At 33.1% G+C, this 22,441-nt stretch carries 14 protein-coding genes; 4 read left to right on the forward strand and 10 right to left on the reverse strand.

What is annotated here, in order from left to right:
* Window positions 1-46 precede the first annotated feature (46 nt).
* A complete protein-coding gene (locus HZA77_08925) occupies window positions 47-982 on the forward strand; it encodes an NAD-dependent epimerase/dehydratase family protein (protein ID MBI5375545.1) in 936 nt (311 codons plus the stop codon).
* Between the two features lie 187 nt (window positions 983-1,169).
* A complete protein-coding gene (locus HZA77_08930; GenBank protein ID MBI5375546.1) occupies window positions 1,170-2,801 on the forward strand; it encodes a glycosyltransferase family 39 protein in 1,632 nt (543 codons plus the stop codon).
* Window positions 2,802-2,804: 3 nt separating this feature from the next.
* On the opposite strand, the gene HZA77_08935 is transcribed toward HZA77_08930, so the two are convergent.
* The 4 genes from HZA77_08935 to HZA77_08950 all read right to left on the reverse strand — a co-directional run bounded on the left by HZA77_08935 (window position 2,805) and on the right by HZA77_08950 (window position 10,583).
* Entirely contained in the window at window positions 2,805-4,829 is a 2,025-nt protein-coding gene (locus HZA77_08935; GenBank protein ID MBI5375547.1) for an alkaline phosphatase family protein, read from the reverse strand.
* A 6-nt stretch (window positions 4,830-4,835) separates the two neighbouring features.
* Window positions 4,836-6,458, reverse strand: coding sequence for a glycosyltransferase family 39 protein (locus HZA77_08940; GenBank protein ID MBI5375548.1), 1,623 nt, complete (start codon window positions 6,456-6,458; stop codon window positions 4,836-4,838).
* The gene (locus HZA77_08945; protein MBI5375549.1) at window positions 6,455-7,819 is read right to left on the reverse strand and encodes a glycosyltransferase family 39 protein; all 1,365 of its coding nucleotides are present in this window, start codon (window positions 7,817-7,819) and stop codon (window positions 6,455-6,457) included. Before HZA77_08945 ends, HZA77_08940 begins: the two co-directional genes overlap by 4 nt.
* A 349-nt stretch (window positions 7,820-8,168) precedes the next feature.
* On the reverse strand, window positions 8,169-10,583 hold the full coding sequence (locus tag HZA77_08950; GenBank protein MBI5375550.1) for a hypothetical protein: 2,415 nt from the start codon (window positions 10,581-10,583) through the stop codon (window positions 8,169-8,171).
* Between the two features lie 430 nt (window positions 10,584-11,013).
* Here HZA77_08950 and HZA77_08955 point away from each other — a divergent pair, with 430 nt between their 5' ends.
* Window positions 11,014-12,627 (forward strand): hypothetical protein, encoded by a 1,614-nt coding sequence (locus HZA77_08955; protein ID MBI5375551.1) that lies wholly within the window; start codon window positions 11,014-11,016, stop codon window positions 12,625-12,627.
* Here the strand turns inward: HZA77_08955 and HZA77_08960 are convergent.
* Entirely contained in the window at window positions 12,620-15,016 is a 2,397-nt protein-coding gene (locus tag HZA77_08960; protein MBI5375552.1) for a hypothetical protein, read from the reverse strand. The genes HZA77_08955 and HZA77_08960 overlap by 8 nt on opposite strands.
* Before the next feature lie 298 nt (window positions 15,017-15,314).
* Between HZA77_08960 and HZA77_08965 the strand changes: the two genes are divergently transcribed.
* The gene (locus HZA77_08965; GenBank protein ID MBI5375553.1) at window positions 15,315-17,156 is read left to right on the forward strand and encodes a sulfatase; all 1,842 of its coding nucleotides are present in this window, start codon (window positions 15,315-15,317) and stop codon (window positions 17,154-17,156) included.
* 43 nt (window positions 17,157-17,199) lie between these two features.
* On the opposite strand, the gene HZA77_08970 is transcribed toward HZA77_08965, so the two are convergent.
* The 5 genes from HZA77_08970 to HZA77_08990 all read right to left on the reverse strand — a co-directional run bounded on the left by HZA77_08970 (window position 17,200) and on the right by HZA77_08990 (window position 22,269).
* Entirely contained in the window at window positions 17,200-17,934 is a 735-nt protein-coding gene (locus HZA77_08970; GenBank protein MBI5375554.1) for a class I SAM-dependent methyltransferase, read from the reverse strand.
* Between the two features lie 4 nt (window positions 17,935-17,938).
* Window positions 17,939-19,030 (reverse strand): DegT/DnrJ/EryC1/StrS family aminotransferase, encoded by a 1,092-nt coding sequence (locus HZA77_08975; GenBank protein ID MBI5375555.1) that lies wholly within the window; start codon window positions 19,028-19,030, stop codon window positions 17,939-17,941.
* 4 nt (window positions 19,031-19,034) lie between these two features.
* Entirely contained in the window at window positions 19,035-19,991 is a 957-nt protein-coding gene (locus HZA77_08980; GenBank protein MBI5375556.1) for a GDP-mannose 4,6-dehydratase, read from the reverse strand.
* Between the two features lie 31 nt (window positions 19,992-20,022).
* Window positions 20,023-20,745 carry a glycosyltransferase family 2 protein gene (locus HZA77_08985; GenBank protein MBI5375557.1) on the reverse strand — a complete coding sequence of 241 codons (723 nt, stop codon included), beginning with the start codon at window positions 20,743-20,745 and terminating at the stop codon, window positions 20,023-20,025.
* A 117-nt stretch (window positions 20,746-20,862) separates the two neighbouring features.
* Window positions 20,863-22,269: a phospholipid carrier-dependent glycosyltransferase gene (locus HZA77_08990; protein MBI5375558.1), complete on the reverse strand. Its 1,407-nt coding sequence runs from the start codon at window positions 22,267-22,269 to the stop codon at window positions 20,863-20,865.
* Window positions 22,270-22,441 lie beyond the last annotated feature (172 nt).

A 22,441-nucleotide genomic window follows, 5' to 3' on the forward strand; every position in this document is an offset into this window, starting at 1 on the left:
ACATAATGGGTTATGGCTTAACATCTGATAATTTTTAGCAAACAAAATGGGAAAATATAAAAGAGCATTAGTAACAGGAGGAGCTGGTTTTATAGGCTCTAATATTTCAAAAGCACTACTTGCGCAAGGTCTTAAGGTTACAATAATCGATAACCTGTCAATGGGAAAAGCAGAGAATATCCCAGAGGGAGCAACTTTTATAAAAGGAGATATTCTCGATGAAAGTTTACTAAAAGAGATAATCCCTTCTGTTGATATAATTTTTCACGAGGCAGCCAAGGTCAGTATCAGAGAATCTGTAAAACAGTTTTACGATGATGCAAATAATAATTTAATGGGCACATTGAATTTATTGAAGAGCTGCTGTAACAGTTCGGTCAAGAAGTTTGTCTATGCTTCCTCAATGGCAGTTTATGCTGATAGTGAAACCTGCATTCCAATAAATGAAGATTATATCAAGGAACCTATTTCCCCTTATGGAATTTCAAAACTTGCTTCAGAAAAGTATTGCCTTAATATAGCAAACGAGATCGGTATGGATTGCATCATACTAAGGTACTTCAATACGTACGGGCAAGGCCAGACTTTAACACCCTATGTAGGCGTTATCACCATTTTTATAAATAATATTCTCCATGGCAAACCACCTATAATATTTGGAAGCGGAAACCAGAAGCGAGACTTCATTTATGTTGGAGATGTTGTACAAGCTAATTTGAAAGCAATGGAATGGAGCGGGTCTAAAGGAATATTCAATATAGGCACAGGAGAGCCAAAATCCGTTAATGAAATTGCCGGAATTCTGTGTAAAAAAATGAACCCCGATCTAAAACCAGTTTATGAGCAGGAAAAGCAGGGAGAATTAAAAAATTCCATCGCAGATCTGACAAAGGCAAAGAAAGATCTTGGATATTATCCATCAGAAAAGTTTGAGGAAAAAATAGATGAGGTCATTACCTGGTGGAAAAATAAAAAAACATGAATCTTATAGTCCAGATCCCATGCTTTAATGAAGAAAACCCCTTCCCGTTACACTAAGACATGCAATGTCTGAATTTAATTCTTCTCCATCCCCTAATGAGAGTTTAAATTATTTCTTTTTAAAGCACTCCAAAAAATTTCTAATTCTAATCATTCTCTCAAATTTCATTGTAAAAATGATATATAGCTTGGCTCCACTGCATGTAATCCTCACCCATGTGACTTTTGATGACACATTCTACTTTCTTAAAATTGCAAGAAATATAGCATTAAACCATAAGATTTCCTTTGATGGAATAGAGATGACGAATGGTTTCCAGCCTTTATGGGAGATACTTCTTGTTCCTATTATGTTTTTTGTAAATAATCGTGAAATTGCTCTTTCTTTGTCATTATCTCTTTCCTCGCTTCTTAGCATGGGGACATTACTTTTTTTATATAAAATCGTAAAGACTCTCTACTCCGACACTGCAGCTTTTTTTGCAGTTATTATTTGGGGGACAAATATAGAATTAATAAGGATGGAAACATCTGGTATGGAGTTCAGCCTCAGCTGCGTGATGCTATCATGGATTATATATTTTTATGTAACGCGGTTTAAATTAAACAAGAATCCCAGAGGACGTGATTATTCTCTATTAGGCCTTCTTACAGGATTCGTTATTCTTGCGCGGACAGATGCTATTTTTATTACATTCTCTTTTTTCATATTAATATGTTTTGCAAAGAAAGATCGCATCAAATCTTTATTGAGGTTTTCTGTTTTCACCTCAATCATTTTACTTCCATATTTTGCATGGAACATCATTTATTTCGGAAAATTAATGCCTATAAGTGGAGCTGTGAAGGAGTGGATGTCAAACTTAATCATTACACAAACTTACAATGGTTATTTTAGCTTGAGTTACATTAAGAATTTTATTTTTTATCAGGCTTGGCAAGGGTTTTTAAGTGTCACATGGATTTTCAATAGTTATTTCACACCATTCAGGGAATATCTTCCTTTCCTTGAAAGGAATTTTGAAATAAAAGTCGCATTACTTTTAGTCTTATTCATATTATTTATCATAATCTACTCTATAGTTTCCTACAGAGAAAAGTCTGCGCTTTTAAAGAGCTTAAATTATTTATCCCCAATATTTTTATTCATTTTGTTCCATTATACTTACTATCATTTTTATAGCTTCTGGGAATCCATGAGTACTTACTACGCTGTTGAATATTTGGTCGCCATTATTATTATCTCAATGTCTTTGGATTTCTTTTTCACTGAAATAATTAAAAAAGCAATAAGTAATGAAACCATATTCAAGGGAGTAACGTTTTCTTTAATATTTTTCATGACAATATATTTATATATTCTATTAGGAAATTATGGAGTTAAAAATAAATTAAGAACCGGCGACAGTTTAAAAGCTCCTGCTATAACCTGGCCTGCAGATGAGATGCTTGAAGCAGCAAAGTGGATAAATGCAAATGTTGAAAAAGGTACCAGAGTTGGCTGCTGGGATGCAGGTATTATTGGTTACTTTACTGATTGTCATGTGATTTGCCTAGATGGATTAGTCAATGATTTCGAATTACTTAAGTTCAAAAAAAATGGGAAATTTGATAAATATATAAAAGAGAAGAATATTGCCTATATTGCTCAATTTTTTAATGAAGATGAGTTGAATAATCCAATCCCCTTCAGACGGGCTTATACTGAAATTATGGAGTTTAATAAAATAAGATATTCAGATTATTTCAGCTCATCAATCAGCTTAATCTATCGTAAAGAATCAGGCTTCAGAGATTTCTACGTCTATAAATTGAGATAAAATCTACTGTATATAACCAAGTGCCTTTAACTTTTTAAGCATGTTCTCGTCCGCTGTTGAAGTAACTTTGTTAGATTTTGTGCTTAAAGGTCCTTCATAGGTGTTGATATAATTGAGAGGATTTTTACTAATGAAGCTGGATTTAAAAGCATCTATAATTGTTTTTCCATCCATATCTTTCCCGACAGGCAACCCCATTGAATATAATATAGTTGGGGTTATATCCAATGTAGTTGGAGCGATGCTTTCAAAGTTGAGAATAAAAAAACATTTTTTTACTAATAATGGTGTGTTATCGCCAAAAATTGTTTTTGCTGTTTTTTTCAAAACCCTTGCTATTTTAATATCCAAAGCCGGAAATATAAATTTACTTTTTATATTTTTACCGCTCATCAAAATTATACCTTCATTTGCATGTTCACCTGAAGTATCATCAATGCTTAAAATGTCAGTCAATGGAAATGTTTCACCTGCAATTTTTATATGAGTTTTATAAAATTCTTTTAGTGCTTCATCATTTGAATAAGCAAATAGATCTATTTTTGAGTCCTCCCAGCGTTTTTCTTTCATATCTTTTCCACTGATTACCTTTGAAAAGATATTTTCGCCATTCTCTAAAATTTTTAAATCAGCCAAGGCCTTCATTATTTCGGATTTAATTCTTTCTTCATCTTCACCTGGGTTTACTATACCAGTAGTTTCTCTTCCCTTAAGGTTAAGGCAAACCCCTTTTATCTGGTAATTCTTTTCTATCCCTGCACTGAAGGCTTTTGCTTCTGAGAAATCTATTTCCTGAAAATTATTTTTAAATGACAAAAAACCTGTTATGTCTAAAATTTTATCAACATCAACAGCAACATGGGGGAAAGTCTGCGCCTGAGCACCGTGATCTGATAGAATTATCAACATAGTATTATCATCAATATTTTTTGTTAAATCTCCAATCATCTTATCTACTTCAATATAATGGTACTCAATCACTTCCCCATATTTCTTAACATCGCTGTCATTCATCCCCCATATTTTATAATCATATTTTTGAGGTTCCATATATTTCCAAAAATAGTGCTGAACAGCGTCTGTGCTGTGTGTATATACACCTAAAAAATCTGTCGGGGTTTTCCCTCTCATATAAGATGTTGCTGCGCTCAGCTTTCTTACATCATTCAGTAATTCTTCTTTCACATGAAAAAGATTGTCCTCAGTTTTTTGAGTTATAAATTTTTTATTCATCTCATCTATATCTTTTTGAATTTCTGACGGATAAGTTTTATCCTTTTCATCTGCTGTTAACCGGCTTATGACATAACCATTAACTTTTTCTGGCGGAAAAGTAACATACCAATCAATCAAACCTACGGTTTTTTTATTTTCAGAAAGGATATTCCATATTGCTTTAACCTTCCTGTGGTAACTTTTTACAGGGACAGATTCATAAGTTCCTGGTTCGCGTACAGTGTGATCAAATACGCCATGTTTTTCTGCAACTTTTCCTGTGGCAATAGATGTCCAAACAAGAGGAGAAGTCGCTCTTTCTGCACAGCGTAGTTGTCCCCAGTAGCTCTGGTTAAGTAGCTCCCTAAAAGCAGGAAGTTCTCCTTTTTCAACTAAAGGAATTAGTACATTCCATGTTGCACCATCAAGACCTATTAAAAATACTTTTGTAGTTTTCGGATCGATATTTGAGTCTTTGTGAAAACTCATACCCTGATTTATTAAGATAACGCTGAGAACAAAAACAATGAGGCAGAGCAACATAAGAAATAAGGGGATTTTTTTAATTGCTACAGGCCTAGTCTCTTTTCCCGGATTTGAAAGAGATCTAAAATATTTTGCAAAAATAATATGGATTATAATTCCGCAAAACGTGAATATAAAACAATAGAGAGAGATTATATAAATTGAAATTATTGTTTTGTAATACGGGAGTAGAATAGCATCATAAGCATTGATATATGAAATACTGCCCCTGACCCCAAAAAAAAGCCCGGCTAAGAAAAATAGTAATACAAGTATTAGATTAACCATAAATTATTAATTGATTACTGCCTTTTCAGTCTTTAAATCTCCCCAAAACTCTGTTACGAATATATTTCTCGGCAAAGGTTTGTGGTCATATTTAGTGTTTAAATCATAAAATAAAACATAATTTCCAATTTGCTTTTTAAAATATTTAACACCATCTTTTTTTAACATAGATTCGAAACTATTCAGATATGTTTCTCGAATGCTATAAATATAAAAAGGATTTTTTAAGGACATTACATAATCAAAGTATTGTGGATATTTGTCCCTTCCCCAAAGCGGATAAATTATTATGGATTCGTTAGCTCTAAAAGTTATTTCATAAGCCAACCAGAAACTCGCATACCCTCCTTGTAGATTAATTGATTTCAAATAGTTTATCAAGGGTTCCTTGTCGTCATGGAAATGTTTTACTGATAGATTTCTGTTAATAAGCTTAAATTCTTTATAATAGAAATTATATTTTTCAATACCTAAACTCAATAAAATAATTGATAAAGTTACAATAGCAATCCATTTGTATTTTTTCTTTAGCTCAAAATAAAATATGCTTATAATAACTGGCAGAGAAGTATATATTGGTAGTAAAAGTCTTGTCCTTAGCTGTATGTCTGGATTGACTGGAGTAAGTATAAAAATAATTGGGACAAAGATGAATTGAAGGATAATTATAAACTCTTTTGAAACAGTGTTGTCGCTACCGACAAACAGGGACTTAAAATCTTTCCTGAAAAAATAAAAGCAAAAGGCAATTGATACAAAAATAAGAAACAGATAAATATTCTCAAGAGATTGAATAAAGAAACTCTGTTTTTCCAGATACCCTGTCATGTAGGTAAAAAGCTTAAAAAACACAGGAATCTTTAAGGCAATCTGCCCTAAAGAAACATTCAAAGTTGAAGCTGTAATCGTATAGCTATTGTCAAATAACCTATAATAAAAAACTGGAGAAGCGCCAATCAGGAAGCCAAAGAAATAAAAAAGATAAGATGTTTTTAAATTTGATAAAAAATATTTTACATTATTAAATTTATATCTGCTGATAAGATATATGAACATTGGAATGATGTAGTAAAAGATCATTTCATCTGTCCAATAGCAAAACCCCGTATAGATACCTAATAGAGTTATGTAATATTTCTTATTTTCTTCATTAGCTTCTGTGTATTTTAGGCAAAGAAAGAAAAATAGAGTTCCTAAAAAAAGATTGCCAATATGACTTCCTGCCTTTGAACTCCACATATTTAAGGCTGATGGTGCGCTTGCTGACAACAAAGCTGATAAGAAAGCTGTCTTTTTATCAAAAAGCATCTTTACAAGAAAATATTGGGATATAATAAAAAGAATGAAAAGAAGAAGAGGTGCAAGTTTTAAGGCAAATGGGTTGACTCCAAGTATGAGAAAAAAGAAAGATGCTATAAAAGCCTCAAAACTTCCCCAATATGCTTGTCCATAAAAGTATATCGGGAAAGAACCTTGAAGGATATGCTTTGCCATAAGCCCCACAATCCCTTCATCTCCTGAGAAGGACCATGTAGGGTTTAGCAGGATAGGAATTTTAAGTATTAAAGCTATAATAAGGATAACAGTAATAGACGAGAGATCAGATAATTTGGAATAAGCGGATCTCAATAAGTTACTCCGGCAGATAACGGGATAAGTTCAAATCTTTGTGTTTTTTCATTCTTACGATACAAATAATAACTCATGGAAGGAAAGTCATTCATCAATTCTATGTTTTTCCTGCCAAGATCCCTTGCGTATATAACATCAGTATCTAATTCCGGTGAGTTATACTGGAATCCTATACTGTAATTAGTCGCCGATGTATCAATAAAAACCACTGCATTATGAATTTTAAGTTTTTCTACTGATTCATACAATTTTTTATCTACTCCAAAATAGTCAGAATATTCATTAAGAAGTTTTGGCAAAGAAAAGCTAATCATAAAAATAATGCTAATTGAGATTATTAACATTATGGCAATTTCACAAGATTCTTTGCATATATAACTTTTTTCAGCCATTTTCTCAGGGATGCATAAAACTCCTCTTGCTGTCAGCAATACAAGAAAGGGCATAGAAGAATATAAGAATCTCGGACCGAAGGTCATATAGGGGAAATAATAAAAAAAATAGAATATTAAAAGAGAGATTGAACTTAAAATAAAAAGTTTATCCCAGTGATTTCTTTTATTTTTCAAAAAGAAAAATATAAATATAAATGTTAAGGATGGGATAGGCCATTCAAAGAGATATTTATTTATGGCATAAAGGTTATTGAGAGTATTAAAAAATCCCTTGAGCGGAGTATGCTTTAAACCCTCAGAAGGGATTTCAACAAATCCAAAGAGATTGCTTTTATTTTCATAGACATTGTAGCCAAACAGCAGAGGGTTTCCGTTAGTTAAATAATTATAAGTCAAAAGAACAAAAAACATCAGTGAAAATCCCAGAGCAATTGATATGAAGGCTTTCCAAAAGTTTTTATCTCTCAGAAAAATGTACAATAAATACACCATAAAGGGAAATCCTATAGCAACAACTTCCAGCGGTCTGATATTCAGGGCAATTCCCAGAGCGAGTCCCGAAATAAATGCAGGGATAGGAGAAGAAGTTTTTATCATCTTAATAAAATACAGTACAAAAAGCAGGATAAAAAACATGGTTGATGCATGGTTCATATACTCTGAGGACATGAAGATTAGAAAGGGAGAAGCAGTGAAAAGAAGAAGGCTTAAGTTTGATGTTTTCAAATCATAAACTTCTTTGCCTATTTTATAAAGAACAATTGCTGAAATAGCCCCGAAAATTGGATTAATTAACCATGGAGCATTGAACAAAAGTCCAAGCATCAAGAAAAAGGAATGGGCCGGTGGATACTGCGAATACCATTTATTATTATCTATTATATAAAGGAAACGGAAAAAATCCTTATGAACTGGAGGTGATGTATATAAGTTGCCGGATAAAAATATTTTAGCCTGAAACAATTGGCAAATACTATCCTGAATATGGGGAATATGCTCAAAAATCAATAAAGAGATTAGGTTACTGGAAAGGAAAATAATGACTATTGACACAAGTATGATGTAACGAGATTGAAAATATTCTTTTAGAATCTTTGAAAGAAATAATGGATATTTATCTTTTGGGAACTTTGAAAGTACTATAAATAATAAAACAAGAGCAGTAGAGCCAAGAACAAATTGCTTAGGAGTTCTTTCCATCCATGAGTAAAGGTAGCTTTTATCCTTTGATAGGAAAATGCTGAATGGAAAAATAGATATAATAAAAATACAAAACGAAATCCCTTTTGTAATCATTTTTTAAATATTAGGCTTAGGTTGGCTGAGATTTATAAAATCTTACTAATAAGATTGAAATAACGTATGTAACTGCACCAAAGATTAACGCTAAAGAAAAGCCATAAATAATTGCAACTGTCGTTGATAAAATGGTTGCAAGAACTGAAGTAGCTCCGTTAATCCCCCATACCCACGGTATGATTTCAGGAGAATCATTTTCTAATAGTTTTATCCCTAAAGGGAATGGCATTCCCATAAAAAATCCTAAGGGAGCTAATAATCCAACAGTTATGATTATTTTATAGAGTATATCTATCCCCAGGAAATATCCCATTATTTTAGGAAGTATGAATATGTAAAGCAATACTATCAGCACTACTGACATCAGAATTATTTGTAGTTTATTTTTGATGGCTATTTTATTAAAATATTCTGTTGAGAAGCTTCCCAAACTGCTAAAAAGAAGAAGGGAAAAAAGAAAAACTGAAAAAGAGTATAAAGGGTGTCCGAGAAAGAGTATAAACTGCTGAATCAGGGAGATTTCAATCATCATGAATCCCAAACCTAAACAGGCAAAATACAAGAGTAGCCTTACCTTCCCTTTGAATTTTTTTATTTCATTCTTCTTAAAAAGCAGAAGCGGTCCAAATATAAATATTATGGATAGAATAGTAATAATGATTAACAGTGTCCCAAGAACCGTAACAGCTCTCAAATGAATTGACATCATCCCCTGAGATAAATTTAACTTATAAAAGTTTTTGATTTTTAGCATATGGAAGAAAAATGGCCTGTCATCTGTTGGCGGAGATATGTCAATGGGAAATGAGTCAAAAAAACTATTCAAATTCTTAGCATAAATAAGATTTTTAAAACTTTCTTCATTGCAAGTTCTCGGCGTATAGACTATTTCAAATCCTAATTTACTACAAAGGTCTTCAATTACATTTATTTCTTCATCTCCAAATGCTGATTTTTTCATTATAAATGTGGCTACACCATCAGGGACTCCTTCGAAGTTCATAAAATGGGATTTTTTAACAACCATTATATGTTTTGATGGATCTTTAACACCTGCATCCTCTAAAGTTTTCAGTCCTAAGGAAACTAACCTAAGAGTTTCTCCCGGTAGTCCGGTGAAAAACCACCTTGACATGGTTAAAACACCATTTTCTGCAAGATGGTCATAATAAGAAGCAAAAGCCTCTTTGGTGTAAAGATTATTTTCAGTTAATATAAAGGCGCCTGCAGAGATTGCAGCCCATGAATCCACAAGGGACAATTGTATTAAATCGTAATTGTCCTGGCTTCTTGAAATATAACTTCTCCCTTCATCTTTTATTATTTCTACTTCTTTTCTGTTATAAAGATTACCAGTAAACTCCTTATATCTGTTTTTTACGACATCAATAATATTAGGATTAATTTCAACACCTGTTATTTTCTTTGATCCAAAAGAGAAAGCAGTTAAGACGTCTCTTCCCCCACCTGGTCCTATTATTAAAACCTTTGGATTTTGTTTTAAGTAATACGCTAAAGCCGTTATATCATAAGAAAGGAATTTAATTTTTTCAATGTCTCCATCAAACTCAACAATTGGAGTCCCCGCAGAGGCATCCTGTTCTATCCACATCTCTTTTGGTTTAAAACCTTTAAACGTATTGCTCAGTCCCCAGCCAAAAGGCTTGTTAGTTTCTCCTTCAAAAGGAAAAGATGAGTACACAGTTATCCTTGCAAGTGGATTCCACTTCTCATAGATGTAACCATATTCTTTATAGGCTTTTGTATATTTAATCTTGAGAGGGTTTTCAATAATACCATAGATTAAAAAACTGATAGAAAAAACAGTTAGTCCTATGGATAACAAAAATAACCTTTTATTATCTGATGCAGAGCAGAAAAACACAGAAGCAATAGATCCCAAGAGGGCTACAAAAATAATCGCGTTGGGAGCACTAATGTATGAAAGAATTGGTATTAATGATATGCATCCTAGGCTTGCCCCTAAAAGGTCAGAGAAATAAAGCTTGCTTATATGCTTGAAGTTGGAGGCAAAAGTCAAAGATACAATTAAACCGCTTATGAAAAAGGGAATGGAAATTATAAAGTAGATTATTAAAAACATAAAAAAAGTCTTTGTGTCGAATTTCAAAGAAAAAGGCAAGTTGATATAAACTATGAAGGATATTAAAAGCGATACAGGAAACATAAGGGATGATAAAGCTAAAAATTCTGGTGTTCTCTCATTGATTAAACGGTCTTTTAAGATATATATAATAATTCCACTGCAACTCATTCCAAAGAGTGCCAAGGATATAGCCATGAAGGCAAAATGATACCACATTGTAACGGAGAAGATTCTGCTTAAAGTTACTTCTAAGAAAAGAGTTGAAAAACAGATAAGGAAAATCCCGAAAAGTATTTTTTTAAGGGGCTTTTCAGTATTCATTTATTCTGGTATTTCTTTTCAAATTGTAAGTTACCTTCTTTTATGTTAGATTTTTAACATAAATGGACGTTCGTTTATTCATAATGAATTTTTCTACTTTAATTTTGTTATCCTTTTATCTGTTGCCTATATATTTATTCATTTTCATACACGGAGAACGCAATTAGATTTTATCATAAAGAAATTATAAATCATAGAAATAATCCAAATGTCCTTGTATTTATCTTACCAAAAACATTTTTTTTCCTGTTAGCTATCATCTACGATATATCTGGTTTTTTAAGAGTCCTAACAAATTGAATCACTTTATTAATTTGACAAAAACCAAGAGGATTTTTAGAAAAATAATAATTGATGAACAGACCAAAGAAGGTCTAAAAACCCTTGCTTATATCCAGTAAAAATATTTATCATACAATTGGTTCTTATAATGAATACCTATAAAAAATATCTCTTAATTTTATGCTGCCAAATTATTATTCTGTTTGTTTTCATATATAAAACGGATTTATATGAAAATGCAGGCTTCCCTCTTGATGACGCATGGATTCATCAAAGCATTGCAAAAAATTTAGGAGAGCACTTTGAACTTTCATTTAACCGGGGGGAATTAACAACCGGTTCAACCAGTTTACTGTGGACAGTTATCCTTGCTCTAAACTTTGCATTTTTTAAAGTAAATCCTGTGTATTATACATTAGCAATTAACATCCTACTATATTTCCTCACAGGGTTTTTTCTATATAAATTACTTAAAGAAGAAACAGATGAGTTAACTACATGTATCATTGTAATTCTATTTTCAATTACCGGTAATGTACTTTTTTTTATGCTCTCCGGAATGGAAGTATTTTTATTTTATTTTCTTTCAATTGCTTCAATTTATTTTTTTTCAGAGAAAAAATATATTATCACCGGTTTATTTTGTGGGTTCTTAGCATTAACCAGACCTGAAGGATTAGGTCTCTTTCTCATCTTAACAATAATAGGAATATACAACCTAATTAATAAAAAAGAAGAGAAAGGAATAATATTTTTAATTATACTCCCTGCAATTTTTTTTGGCATATCTGCGTCTATAAATTATTATATAAGCGGCAGTTTTCTCCAGAGTACATTTATTGGGAGGAGATGGCTCTATGAATTGCATGATAAATCTTTTTATTTGGATTTAAACAGGGCATGGGAATTTATATGTGCATGGTATTTCAGGATAAAGCAATATACCTTTGGAATCAATGAATCAGGAAGTTTGCTGAAAAACTTATTTATAAATGGAGAAAATTATCTTCTTTTTTTCTTCCTTCTGATCGGATTTTCAGGAATTATAAAAGACGGATTATTCAGCAAAGGGTCTAAAAAAAAAGGAAGTATCTTTCTTCTATTCATATGGTCTTTAGGATTAAACTTATTATATATTATTTTTCTTCCTGCTTTGGGGCATGCAGGCAGATACCAGCCCCTAAATTACCTTCTCCTGTCCCTATCTATGATTTTGGGAGCCAAATTTACAATTGAATGGCTTATTAAGAAGCGGAAAATTCATACAGCAGCAATGTCATTTGTATCCTTAATATTAACGTTTATTTTTTTGAATAACTCTTTATTCTGGTCAGACGTAACAAAGGTTAGCATATTCCATATCAACAATACTCACAGGGAAATGGCATTATATTTAAAAAAATATATTCCCGCAGATGAAAAGGTTGCAGCCTTTGATATAGGTGCCATTAAATATTTTTCGAATCATAATATCGTTGACCTCGGAGGATTGATAGATAGATGCTTTATACCCTATCTATTATCAGGAAATCCAGCTCCATATCTGAAGAGCAAGGGTGTTAAATATATTGTACTGCCCTACCTGTATAACGAGAAAACAGAAATAGGTTGGAGATTAGGCCTTTTCAAAGAAAGTAGTAAAATTAAATTAATAAAAATGAAAGAGTTTGGAACAACAAAGGAGATCTGGGAATCAGGAATAGATGCTCTATATCATGCTGATCCAAAACAAGTGTTATTAAAAATAGAATATTCTAATTAGCTCTCAAAATATTTTTACTGAACAACAACATTCCTGCCATTCCCAAAAGATAAATTATAGCCGCTATGTAAAAAACTGCATTGAATCCAAGGTTCATTGCTATAAAAGGCGCAAGAATTGCACCGATTACTGATGCACTTGCATTGATTCCCCAAGCCCAGGGAACAAAGTCATCATATTTTTTGCCAACTATTTTTAGACCTGTTGGGAATGGGATTCCCATTAAAAACCCCGAAGGGAACAGAACCAAAGCTGTTATTAAAGAGCGCACTAAAAATGAATAACTAAGGAAGGTATTAAATATTTTCCCAAGAAAAAGTATATAACCTAAAATAAATATAGAAAGCAAAACTATAGGAATTATTATTAACGACTTGCAAATCTCAAATTTTTTAGAATACAGGCTCCCTACGCCTGAGGCTATAAGAAGGATAAGAAGTGTAATAGCAATAGAAAAAGATGGATGACCTAAAAACAAAATAGCTTTTTGCAGAAAAGCAATTTCTATAAACATATATCCTGCGCCTAATCCCAGAAAATAGATAATTATAGAGATATTGTCTTTAATTTGGAGCCCATCCTTTTTTAAAATATATAAAGGGAGAAGGATAAAGAGCAATGTAAGCATAGTTAAGACCGCCAGCATTCTTAAGAAAGTGTTAAAGATTGGGGTATGAGAACCCCATTTGTCTTGAACAAAGAAAAAGGGAGATGTATCTGAAACCGGCGAAATATTTTTTGGATAAGATTTAATAAATTCTTCTGATTTTCCTACAGACCAATCTTTATAATAGCGGAGATAATCATTTTCTATAGTCGAGTGTGGTTTATATAGAACTTTATTTTCACTAAAAAAAGATTTAGGATATTCTCCACCCCAAAGCTTATAAAATAAAGGGAAATATATCCCATACATCTCCTTCGTGAAATGGCTTTCCACCATATCAATTTCATCATTTGTGAATGGAGTATTTTTAATCATTATATTGACAAATCCACAGCTTTCAGAAACGATTAGATGTCCTTCCGGATTATTGATTCCTAAGTCTTTTAATACATCGAATGCCATAACGAACAGGCGGATTCCTGCACCCCAATTAGGGTATGTGATAGAAATAACTCCATTATCTTTTAGATGGGCGAAATAATTTCTTAAAGCTTCTGTAGTATACAAGTAACTTTCAGATAGGTTCTGAGTCCCGCCAAAAGAAGCAATATATGTATCAACTCCGGTTAATTGAATTATGTCATATTTTTCTCTGGAAAGTTTTGTAAAATGTCTTCCTTCAGCATGAAATATATTAACGTTATTTCTTTCATAAGGACGTCCTGCAAAATCCTTAAAATTGTTTTTGACAATTTCTATCATCCGTTTGTTAATCTCAACTCCCGTTATTTTCTTTGATTTAAAATGTAACGCAGTTGCAACATCAGGACCTCCTCCTATGCCAATAATTAAAACTTCCGGTTCATTTTTTATCCAGTAAGGAATCCCAAGTATGGTCTGATCTGTGAAATCTGCTTTATCAAAATCTTTATTAAAGTTAAGGATAATTGAAGGGGCATCGCCATCTTGAAAAACCATCTTATACGCTATTTTTTCAGGTAAATAGATATAGTCATCTTTCAAATATGCAACGTCAACTCGAGCTATTGGATCCCATTTCTGATATTCATGTTTTCTCTCAGGATGAAATCTATTCATCTGTTTTAGTTCTTTTGTTACAATAGGAACAATTTTATCGTAGAAAATTGAATTTTGCATAGTGAGGGCCACTACTATCGTGTAAATAGCAATGAGCAGAGAATATTTTTTGGAAAGCTTAAATGAAAATATCAGTGCGACAAGGCTTGCAGTTATAGAGACAATGAATAAATTAGTTTCTCCGCTAAAATCCGTCAAAGTTTTTAAAATTACAACGCTTCCAATTCCTGAGCCAACAAGGTTTACAAAGTAAAGCTTATTAATTTCTTTTACCCATAGTGACAGTATCAGGGATACACAAAGCCCGGCAAAAAAGAATGGAAGTCCGAGGATAACTGAAAGAAAAGTAAGCAATCCAAAACTTTCATGACTGCTTACCTGGTTAAAAATAGGGATAGCAGCAAAAAACAAAAGTATACTCAAAGAAAATCCAATCGAGCTACCTACAAGACTTTCGAACACTCTTTTTCTAAAAAAAGAATGAAATACAGAAATACACGCCCCGCTTGCACCAAAACCAAGCAACGCCAGGCTTATAACAAAATAGACAGATAACGGCCATAGAAGTATTGAAGCAATTCTTGTCTGTAATATTTCTAATGTTAAAGTAGCTACTGAGAGAAGAAAGAGTCCTAAATACAGGGATATATCTGCCTTGAATTGTCTGTCCTTAATATTTTCCATAGTTTCCATATATTTTAAAGTTTTATTTTTTTCAGCACCCCGCTTTCACACGCCACCACCTATTCATAAGTGGTTTAGGCTGATTAATTAGAATTATAATAGTCCAAACATCAACTATTTTAACAAAGATCGTTTTTCAATTCTTTCTCTTCTTCTAACCCCAAGAAGTTACAAAGTAATTGTAAAAGTCTAGAGAATTTGTCCTGCAAGTAGTTGTTTACTCATTTAAAAAAAGCCTTCCAAATATCACTGCGATAGTATATCAATATTAATAATAAATAATATCTTTTTTATCCATATGAAGAAAAAAATATTACTTCCGGCCTATTTGGGACTTATAATCTCATTTGGCATTGCAATTATACTTTTGCTTGTTCGTTTCATGCAAGGTAATTTGGGTAAACCTTTTAATCTCTTATCAAACTACCACTCTGTTCTCCCCAAATCTTTAATAACCGGATTCAGAGTTTATCTTGGTTATAATGGTCAATTGTTAGAAAGAATATTCCCTTCAAATGGGATATTTCAATATTTCCTATTTGTCATTTCAACTTTATCAGCTTTTACATTAATTGGGTTTCTTGTGGGAATTATACTTGGATTAGTTTATTCCATTATTTGCATTTTAACAGGGATACGCGGGAAACAAAAGTTATCTTCAATGAACTTTGAGTGTAAGAGTTTTTGGCTAATCCTTGTTTTGCTTTTTTCTATTAACTTATCTACAGGCTTCTTACAATCAAGGAATGAGGGATTAAACATCATACTCATTTCCATTGATACACTTAGAGATGACCACTTAGGATGTTACGGATATTCAAGGAATACTACTCCGAATATAGATCGGTTAGCTGGAAAAAGTATTATTTTTAAAAATGTGTTTGCTGCTGCTCCCTGGACACTTCCATCACACGTATCAATTATGACCTCCCTTTATCCCAGCCTGCACAGGGTATCAGGAGCCAAAGACAGAATCGATGATACACGGGTTACAATTGCTGAAGCACTCATAAGAAATCAATATACGACAGCAGGAGTAATAAGTGTGTCATGGCTTAAATCTTTCTTCGGATTTAATCGAGGATTTCAGGAATACATAGAAGATTATGAAAGTAAAGCTACTCCGAATCCAACAGCAGAATCGATAACTAAAAAAGCTATTTTACTTCTTGAAGAACTTAAACAAAGCGAAAAGTTCTTTTTATTTATCCATTATTTTGACGTTCATGCAACATATGATCCTCCGTCCCCATATGACAAAATATTCAGCCCTGAATTCAGTTCAAAAAAAACTGATATTTCAAGAGATGATTTAATACAAGAATCTTTGAGACTCAGATCCCCAAAGGAGACGATTTCCAGGGAAGACCTGGAACGTATAATAGCACTATACGATGGAGAAATAGGATATGTTGACTCTCAAATCGGAGTTCTCCTGAACACTTTGGATTCTATGGGTTTGCTCAATAAAACTGCGATAATCTTAACTTCCGATCATGGAGAAGAATTTAAAGAACATGGTTCAATGAGCCATGGGGCTTCTCTATATGACGAAGTTCTAAAAGTCCCTCTCATTTTATACAATCCTAAAAATACAAAAGGAATTAAGGTCCAGGAACCTGTGAGTACAATTGATATCGCTCCAACTATTTTATCAATTTCAGGATCACCAATTGAAAAAGAATTCCAAGGGATTGATCTAATGAATATCGTTAAGAATAACATGAATAATCAACCACATGAAGATAGGGCTCTGTATAGCGAAGTTAATATTGTCGAGAATGAAAAAGTAGCAATCAAGGCTATTCGAAAAAAAAATAACAAGCTGATTAAATCCTATTTAAAAGCAGATGAAATTCAAGATGCAATCAGGAAGACTGGAAATAAAGGAGAATTCTTTCCACGGCCTCTTATTGGTGAAGAGTTTTATGATTTAAATGCTGACAAAAGTGAACAAAAGAATTTGGTCAATTTAAAAGAATATATGGGTGATTATTTAGAAATGAAAAGTCAGCTTACTGATTGGACAAAAAACATGGATATGGCAGCCTCTTTATTGCCTTGGTCTGCAAAAAAAGAAACCGTCAAACTGGATAAAAAGGGTTTAAATGAATTACGGTCCTTAGGCTATATAAAATAGTTAAGACGGTCTGTGTTGTTTCTTTAATAGATAAAAAAGTTTTCTAATCAGTTTTTCTCGCAATGCAAAGCAACGATATTCCGAAAGGAAAATTGAATTTTCTTAGATAATAAGATTCGAATTTAAGGATATAATAGAGGATATTGTTTAATAAGTTATTAGTAGGTTTTATATCAGACTCCTTTTCCGATTTTGAAATTCTTTGAATCAATCTAATAACCAAAGCCGGGAAAAACAAAAAGAAATCAAGATATGATATTTTTTCTATTTCAAACCCTGCCCTTGTCAAAATATCTTTCAATTCATTTTTCCTATATCTTCGTATCCCATGTACTACAAGGTCATGCTTACCAAACAGGATTTTAAAAGCAGGAACCCTTATCAAAACTCTTCCGTTCTTTTTGCAAGCAGCATAAAATTGTTTTATCGCTCTTTCATCATCTTTAACCCCGCTGTGATATAGAACTTCAAAAGATGTTACAAGATCAAAGCTTGCGTTTTTAAACGGGAGAAATTCAATTGAAGAATTGCATATCCTTTTATGGTTTCTTTCCTTTGAATACTTCAAGGCTTCTTCTGAAAAATCTACGCCAAAAGTTTTCCCGAATTTGCTCAGTTTTGTAAGGTTAATTCCGGTCCCGCATCCCGCATCCAGGATATTCAAGTTATTATCCTTGTAATATTGATCCAGAAGAGATTCTGTAATTACCCACATTCCTTTATACCACCAGTGATTTTCTTCCTGCTGGTAGATCAATCTGTAATGGTCTTTTTCCATTTGTTTATTTAAAGAATTTTTTTATGGAAGTGCAGATATATTCTATTTCTTTATCTCTTAATTCCGGGAAAAGAGGCAGGGAAAGAATCTCTTTTGAAAATTGTTCGCAGGTTCTGAAATCGCCTTTTTTATATCTGAGATCAGAATATCCTCTCTGTAAGTGCGCTGGGATAGGATAATGGATAGCTGTTCCTATACCTTTTGCGTACAGGTAATCTTTTAACTTATCTCTTCTCTCTGTCCTAACAACATATAGATGATATACATGCCTGCTATCTTTATCTTCTTTTGGTGTTAATATAAAGTCTTTAAGCTGCTCGCTATATGATTTTGCAATCTTTCTTCTTCCATTATTCCACCTGTCTAAATGCTTCAGTTTAATCCTTAATATGGCAGCTTGTATTTCATCTAACCTGCTATTGTACCCTTTAATAATGTGGGTAAATCTAGCGGTTTCCCCATAATTTCTAAGTAATTTAAGTTTCTGAAATAATTTTTCATTATTAGTAACTATCATACCACCATCTCCATAAGCGCCTAAATTCTTGGTGGGATAAAAGCTAAAACATCCAATATCTCCGAATGGAACTTTTACTCCTTTATATTCTGTTCCGTGAGACTGGGCACAATCTTCGATTACCTGAAGATTATACTTTTTAGCAATATTAATGATATGAGGCATCTGACAAGACTGGCCATAAAGGTGAACAGGAATAATAGCCCGAGTTTTATCAGAAATTTTTTTTTCAATCTTTGATGTATCTATTGTATAGAATTCATTTATATCAACAAATACAGGAACTGCTCCTGCTGCAGAAATAGCCGCAATCGTAGGTATAGCGGTGTTCGGAACTGTAATAACCTCATCTCCTCTTTTAATACCACTGGCAAGTAAGGCAAGAAATAAAGCATCAGTTCCAGATGCAACCCCTATCCCGTATTTTTTCCCGATATAATCTGCAAACTCTTTTTCAAAGGCTTCAACATTTTGTCCTAAAATAAACCAGCCGCTTTTGAAGACATTTCTTAGGACTTTGCTAAGTTTGGGTTCTATTGATTCATATTGTCTTTCAAGATTATTGAAGGGAATTTTCATGTTATTACCAGTAATGCTTCTTGTATTTCCTGTAATATTCAATTGTTCTGCTTAATCCTTCTTCAAGAGATATTTTAGGTTTCCAGGAAAGGGTTTTAGTAATCTTGCTAAAATCAGCGTAATAATCACCTATCTCTATTGCCTTTATTTCTTTAGGATATGGGATACACTTTACCCGTCCTGTCCCGGCAATTTTGACTATCATCTCAGCTATCTCTTTGACTGATACCGGGATCCCGCTCCCTAAATTAAAAATCTCTCCATCAGCCTTGTCTGAAGCAGCAGCAAGTAACATTGCTTCAACTACATCATCAACATAATTAAAATCTCTTTTCTGAGCGCCCGGCTCATATATGGTTATGTCCTGATTATCGATTGCAAGCCTGATAAACCAGTTCAGGAACCCTTGTTTACTGTGTTTCATCATATGTCTTTGACCATACGTATTGGTTAGGCGGAGGGACACCGCTCTTAATCCGTAAATTTTATGGTAAAGGATGTGATAAGCTTCGCCTGCTGTATTATTTATCCCGTTCACATCAGTAGGTATTAATGGATGATTTTCATCTACCGGCAGGTAGAGCGCTTTACCATATTGACCCCTTGTACCGGCAAAAAGGATTTTGACATCAAGATTGTTTTTTAAGCATGCATCGAGAATCGATAACTGGCTAACACAATTTACCTGAAGGTCTGTGAAAGGGTCTCTCATGCTGTCTATATGGCTCAAGGTTCCAGCTAAATTGAAAATTATGTCTTGCTCTCTAACGAGATAATTCATCCCGTAGCTGTCCCGGATATCAGCTATGTTTACCTTTACCCTGTCTTCAATACCATTGATGTTGAATATATTCCCGCCATAGTCCGGGATTAGGGAATCTACAAGAAGGACATCGGACCCGAATTCCACAAGGCGGTGGGCAAGAGTACTTCCTATGAAACCCAATCCTCCCGTAATCATTATTTTTTTTCGAGCGTAAAATTCTTTGAGATTATCTTCCACTTGTGCTCCCCTTTAGAACAACCAGTTTCCACCATAACTGCAATACGTTAATACCAACATTAAATATTCTTCTGAAATTAAAAAATTGGGATTTACCATAAGCTCTGAAATAGTGATTTACAGGTACTTCGGCAAATTGAAAACCAGCATCCTGTATCTTCTTAACCATTTCAAGGCATATGACCCCGCTGTCATAAGTAAGCTTTATTTTATCGAATACATTCCTTCTTATAAGCCGGAAATCGCAGTCCACATCACGTATTTTCAATCCAAACATCACTTTCATCATGTAATGATATAATCTGCCAATAATCTTTCTGTGAAGGGGATCTGACCTCTCTATTTTGTAACCATTTACAACATCAATTCCGTTTTTCATTGCATTATATAATAGTTCGAGTTCAGTTACATCATACTGGAAGTCCCCGTCTGTATAAAATATCATATCTTTAGATGCAGCTGTAAATCCTGAACGAAGCGCTCCTCCATATCCTCTGTTCTTTTCATGCAGAATTACTTTCAATTTGCTGTATTTCAGTTTTAATTCATCAAGTATATTCCGGCTATGATCCGAGCTCCCATCATCTACAACTATAATCTCATAATCGTCAGTGAGTTTCCTGCAGGTCTCATCCATAAGAATAACCATGCTTCCAATAGTTCCACCATCATTGTAGCATGGACAAAAAGCAGTAATACTAAGATTCTTCATTTAGATTCCCCTAAAATCTATTTTAAGGATTTTAGCATTTCTTCTCATGATATAAGAAATTTCTTTTCTCGATATCTGTATCTGATTTATCTTTCGGGAAATAACCTTTTTTAACAATTATGATTTTTTGAATATAAAAATCTTCGGGTGATCAAAAACCTTAAATAATAATTCTGCCTGAGCCTCATCAATAACCTTTCCAAGAAGATTTGGATTTGAATCAAATGTCTTTATTAATCTGTAGCCAAGAGCTTCTGAAAATAAATCCTTGTAGAGGTTGTATTGGGCTGGTGCCAGTTTGGATGCAAGTCTGTTAGTATAGTTTTTATAATACCATTCACTTACTATTATATAATCAGCACCCAATAATCTGTCCTTGATATGATTTTTTATATATTCCTGGTCCCTATTATCCGTGTATTCCCATAGTATTTTCTCATTATATATAGGTTTTTTTGACTTCTCAACACCTACTAATCCTCTATTAGAACCAAGTGGTACAGTGTAATGATACTGGTTTTCTAAAACAATTACTGAATTAGGCTTAACATTTTCATATATCCAGTCAGATGCCTGAATCCTCGTATCAGGCGCTGAATAAATATTAGCATAAGACAAAGAGTAAAAAGAAACAGATAAACTAACAAGAATTATAGTTAAGGCAGAAAAGTATTTTATGGTTTTATTCCTTGCTCCTGAATTTATATCTACTAGAAACCGTGCCCCAAGGATGATAACAAACGGGATTAGCGGAAGAATATATCGCATTGTCGTCACTTTCCAGCTTCCAACAATCAGGAAGAAAGGAATTACGAATGCCAATAAAAACTTATCACTCTTTTCTCTTTTTTTTATGGAGTAAATTATCCCGATACCAGAAACAAGTTCTAATGCAAAGCCCATCCCAAAGAATAAAACATTGTTAATATCGTACCAGTATGGGACATTCCCATTATATGAAAACCTCCAATCATTCCAGTCATAGGCTTTATTTTGATAAAAAGAAAAAAAGTTGCCAAGAACTGTTACTGATTCATCCAATCCCCAGTAGTTTTTGAAATCTAAAACAGAATACGGATTTAAAAAAAGGTATACTGAAACTGTAATTATACTTAAACCGATAAATTCTTTAGAAAATATTTTTCCTAAATTGCTTCTGCACGAGAATTTCCTTTCTGCCAGCAAATGAGCTATAAACAACGGCAAAAAAAGTATCATTCCGGTCAGTTTCACGGAGAGAGCCAAACCTAAAGAAACACCTGCCAATATATAATATTTGAAATATTTTTTCTGGAAAATATCAGTAGCCCACATCATGGTAAGAAGCATAAAGAAAATCAGCATTGTATCAACAGTGAAAAAATGAGATGCCTGGATGAACCCTACTGTTAAAGCAAAAAACAGAGCTGATAGAATCCCGACTCTAAAGTTGTAAAGTTTTTTACCCAAAACGAATGTTAGATAAATTGAAATGCTTCCAAAGAATGCAGAAATAGTTCTGCCGATAATAAAAAGCTCCGGCATATATATTTTCCCAGAAGTCTCCTCATAGCTATAAAAAGCTTTCAGATAATCTGCAAATTCACTGTAGTGAAATGTTGTCGTTTGCGCAATGTTCCCGTGAAAAAGGTAAGTGATTTTAAAGTAAATCCATTTCACAAAAAGAAAAATATAAAGAGTTACTGTCCCATAGGAA

It is taken from the genome of Candidatus Schekmanbacteria bacterium, assembly GCA_016219965.1.
In the GTDB taxonomy this organism is placed as follows: domain Bacteria; phylum Schekmanbacteria; class GWA2-38-11; order GWA2-38-11; family J061; genus JACRJM01.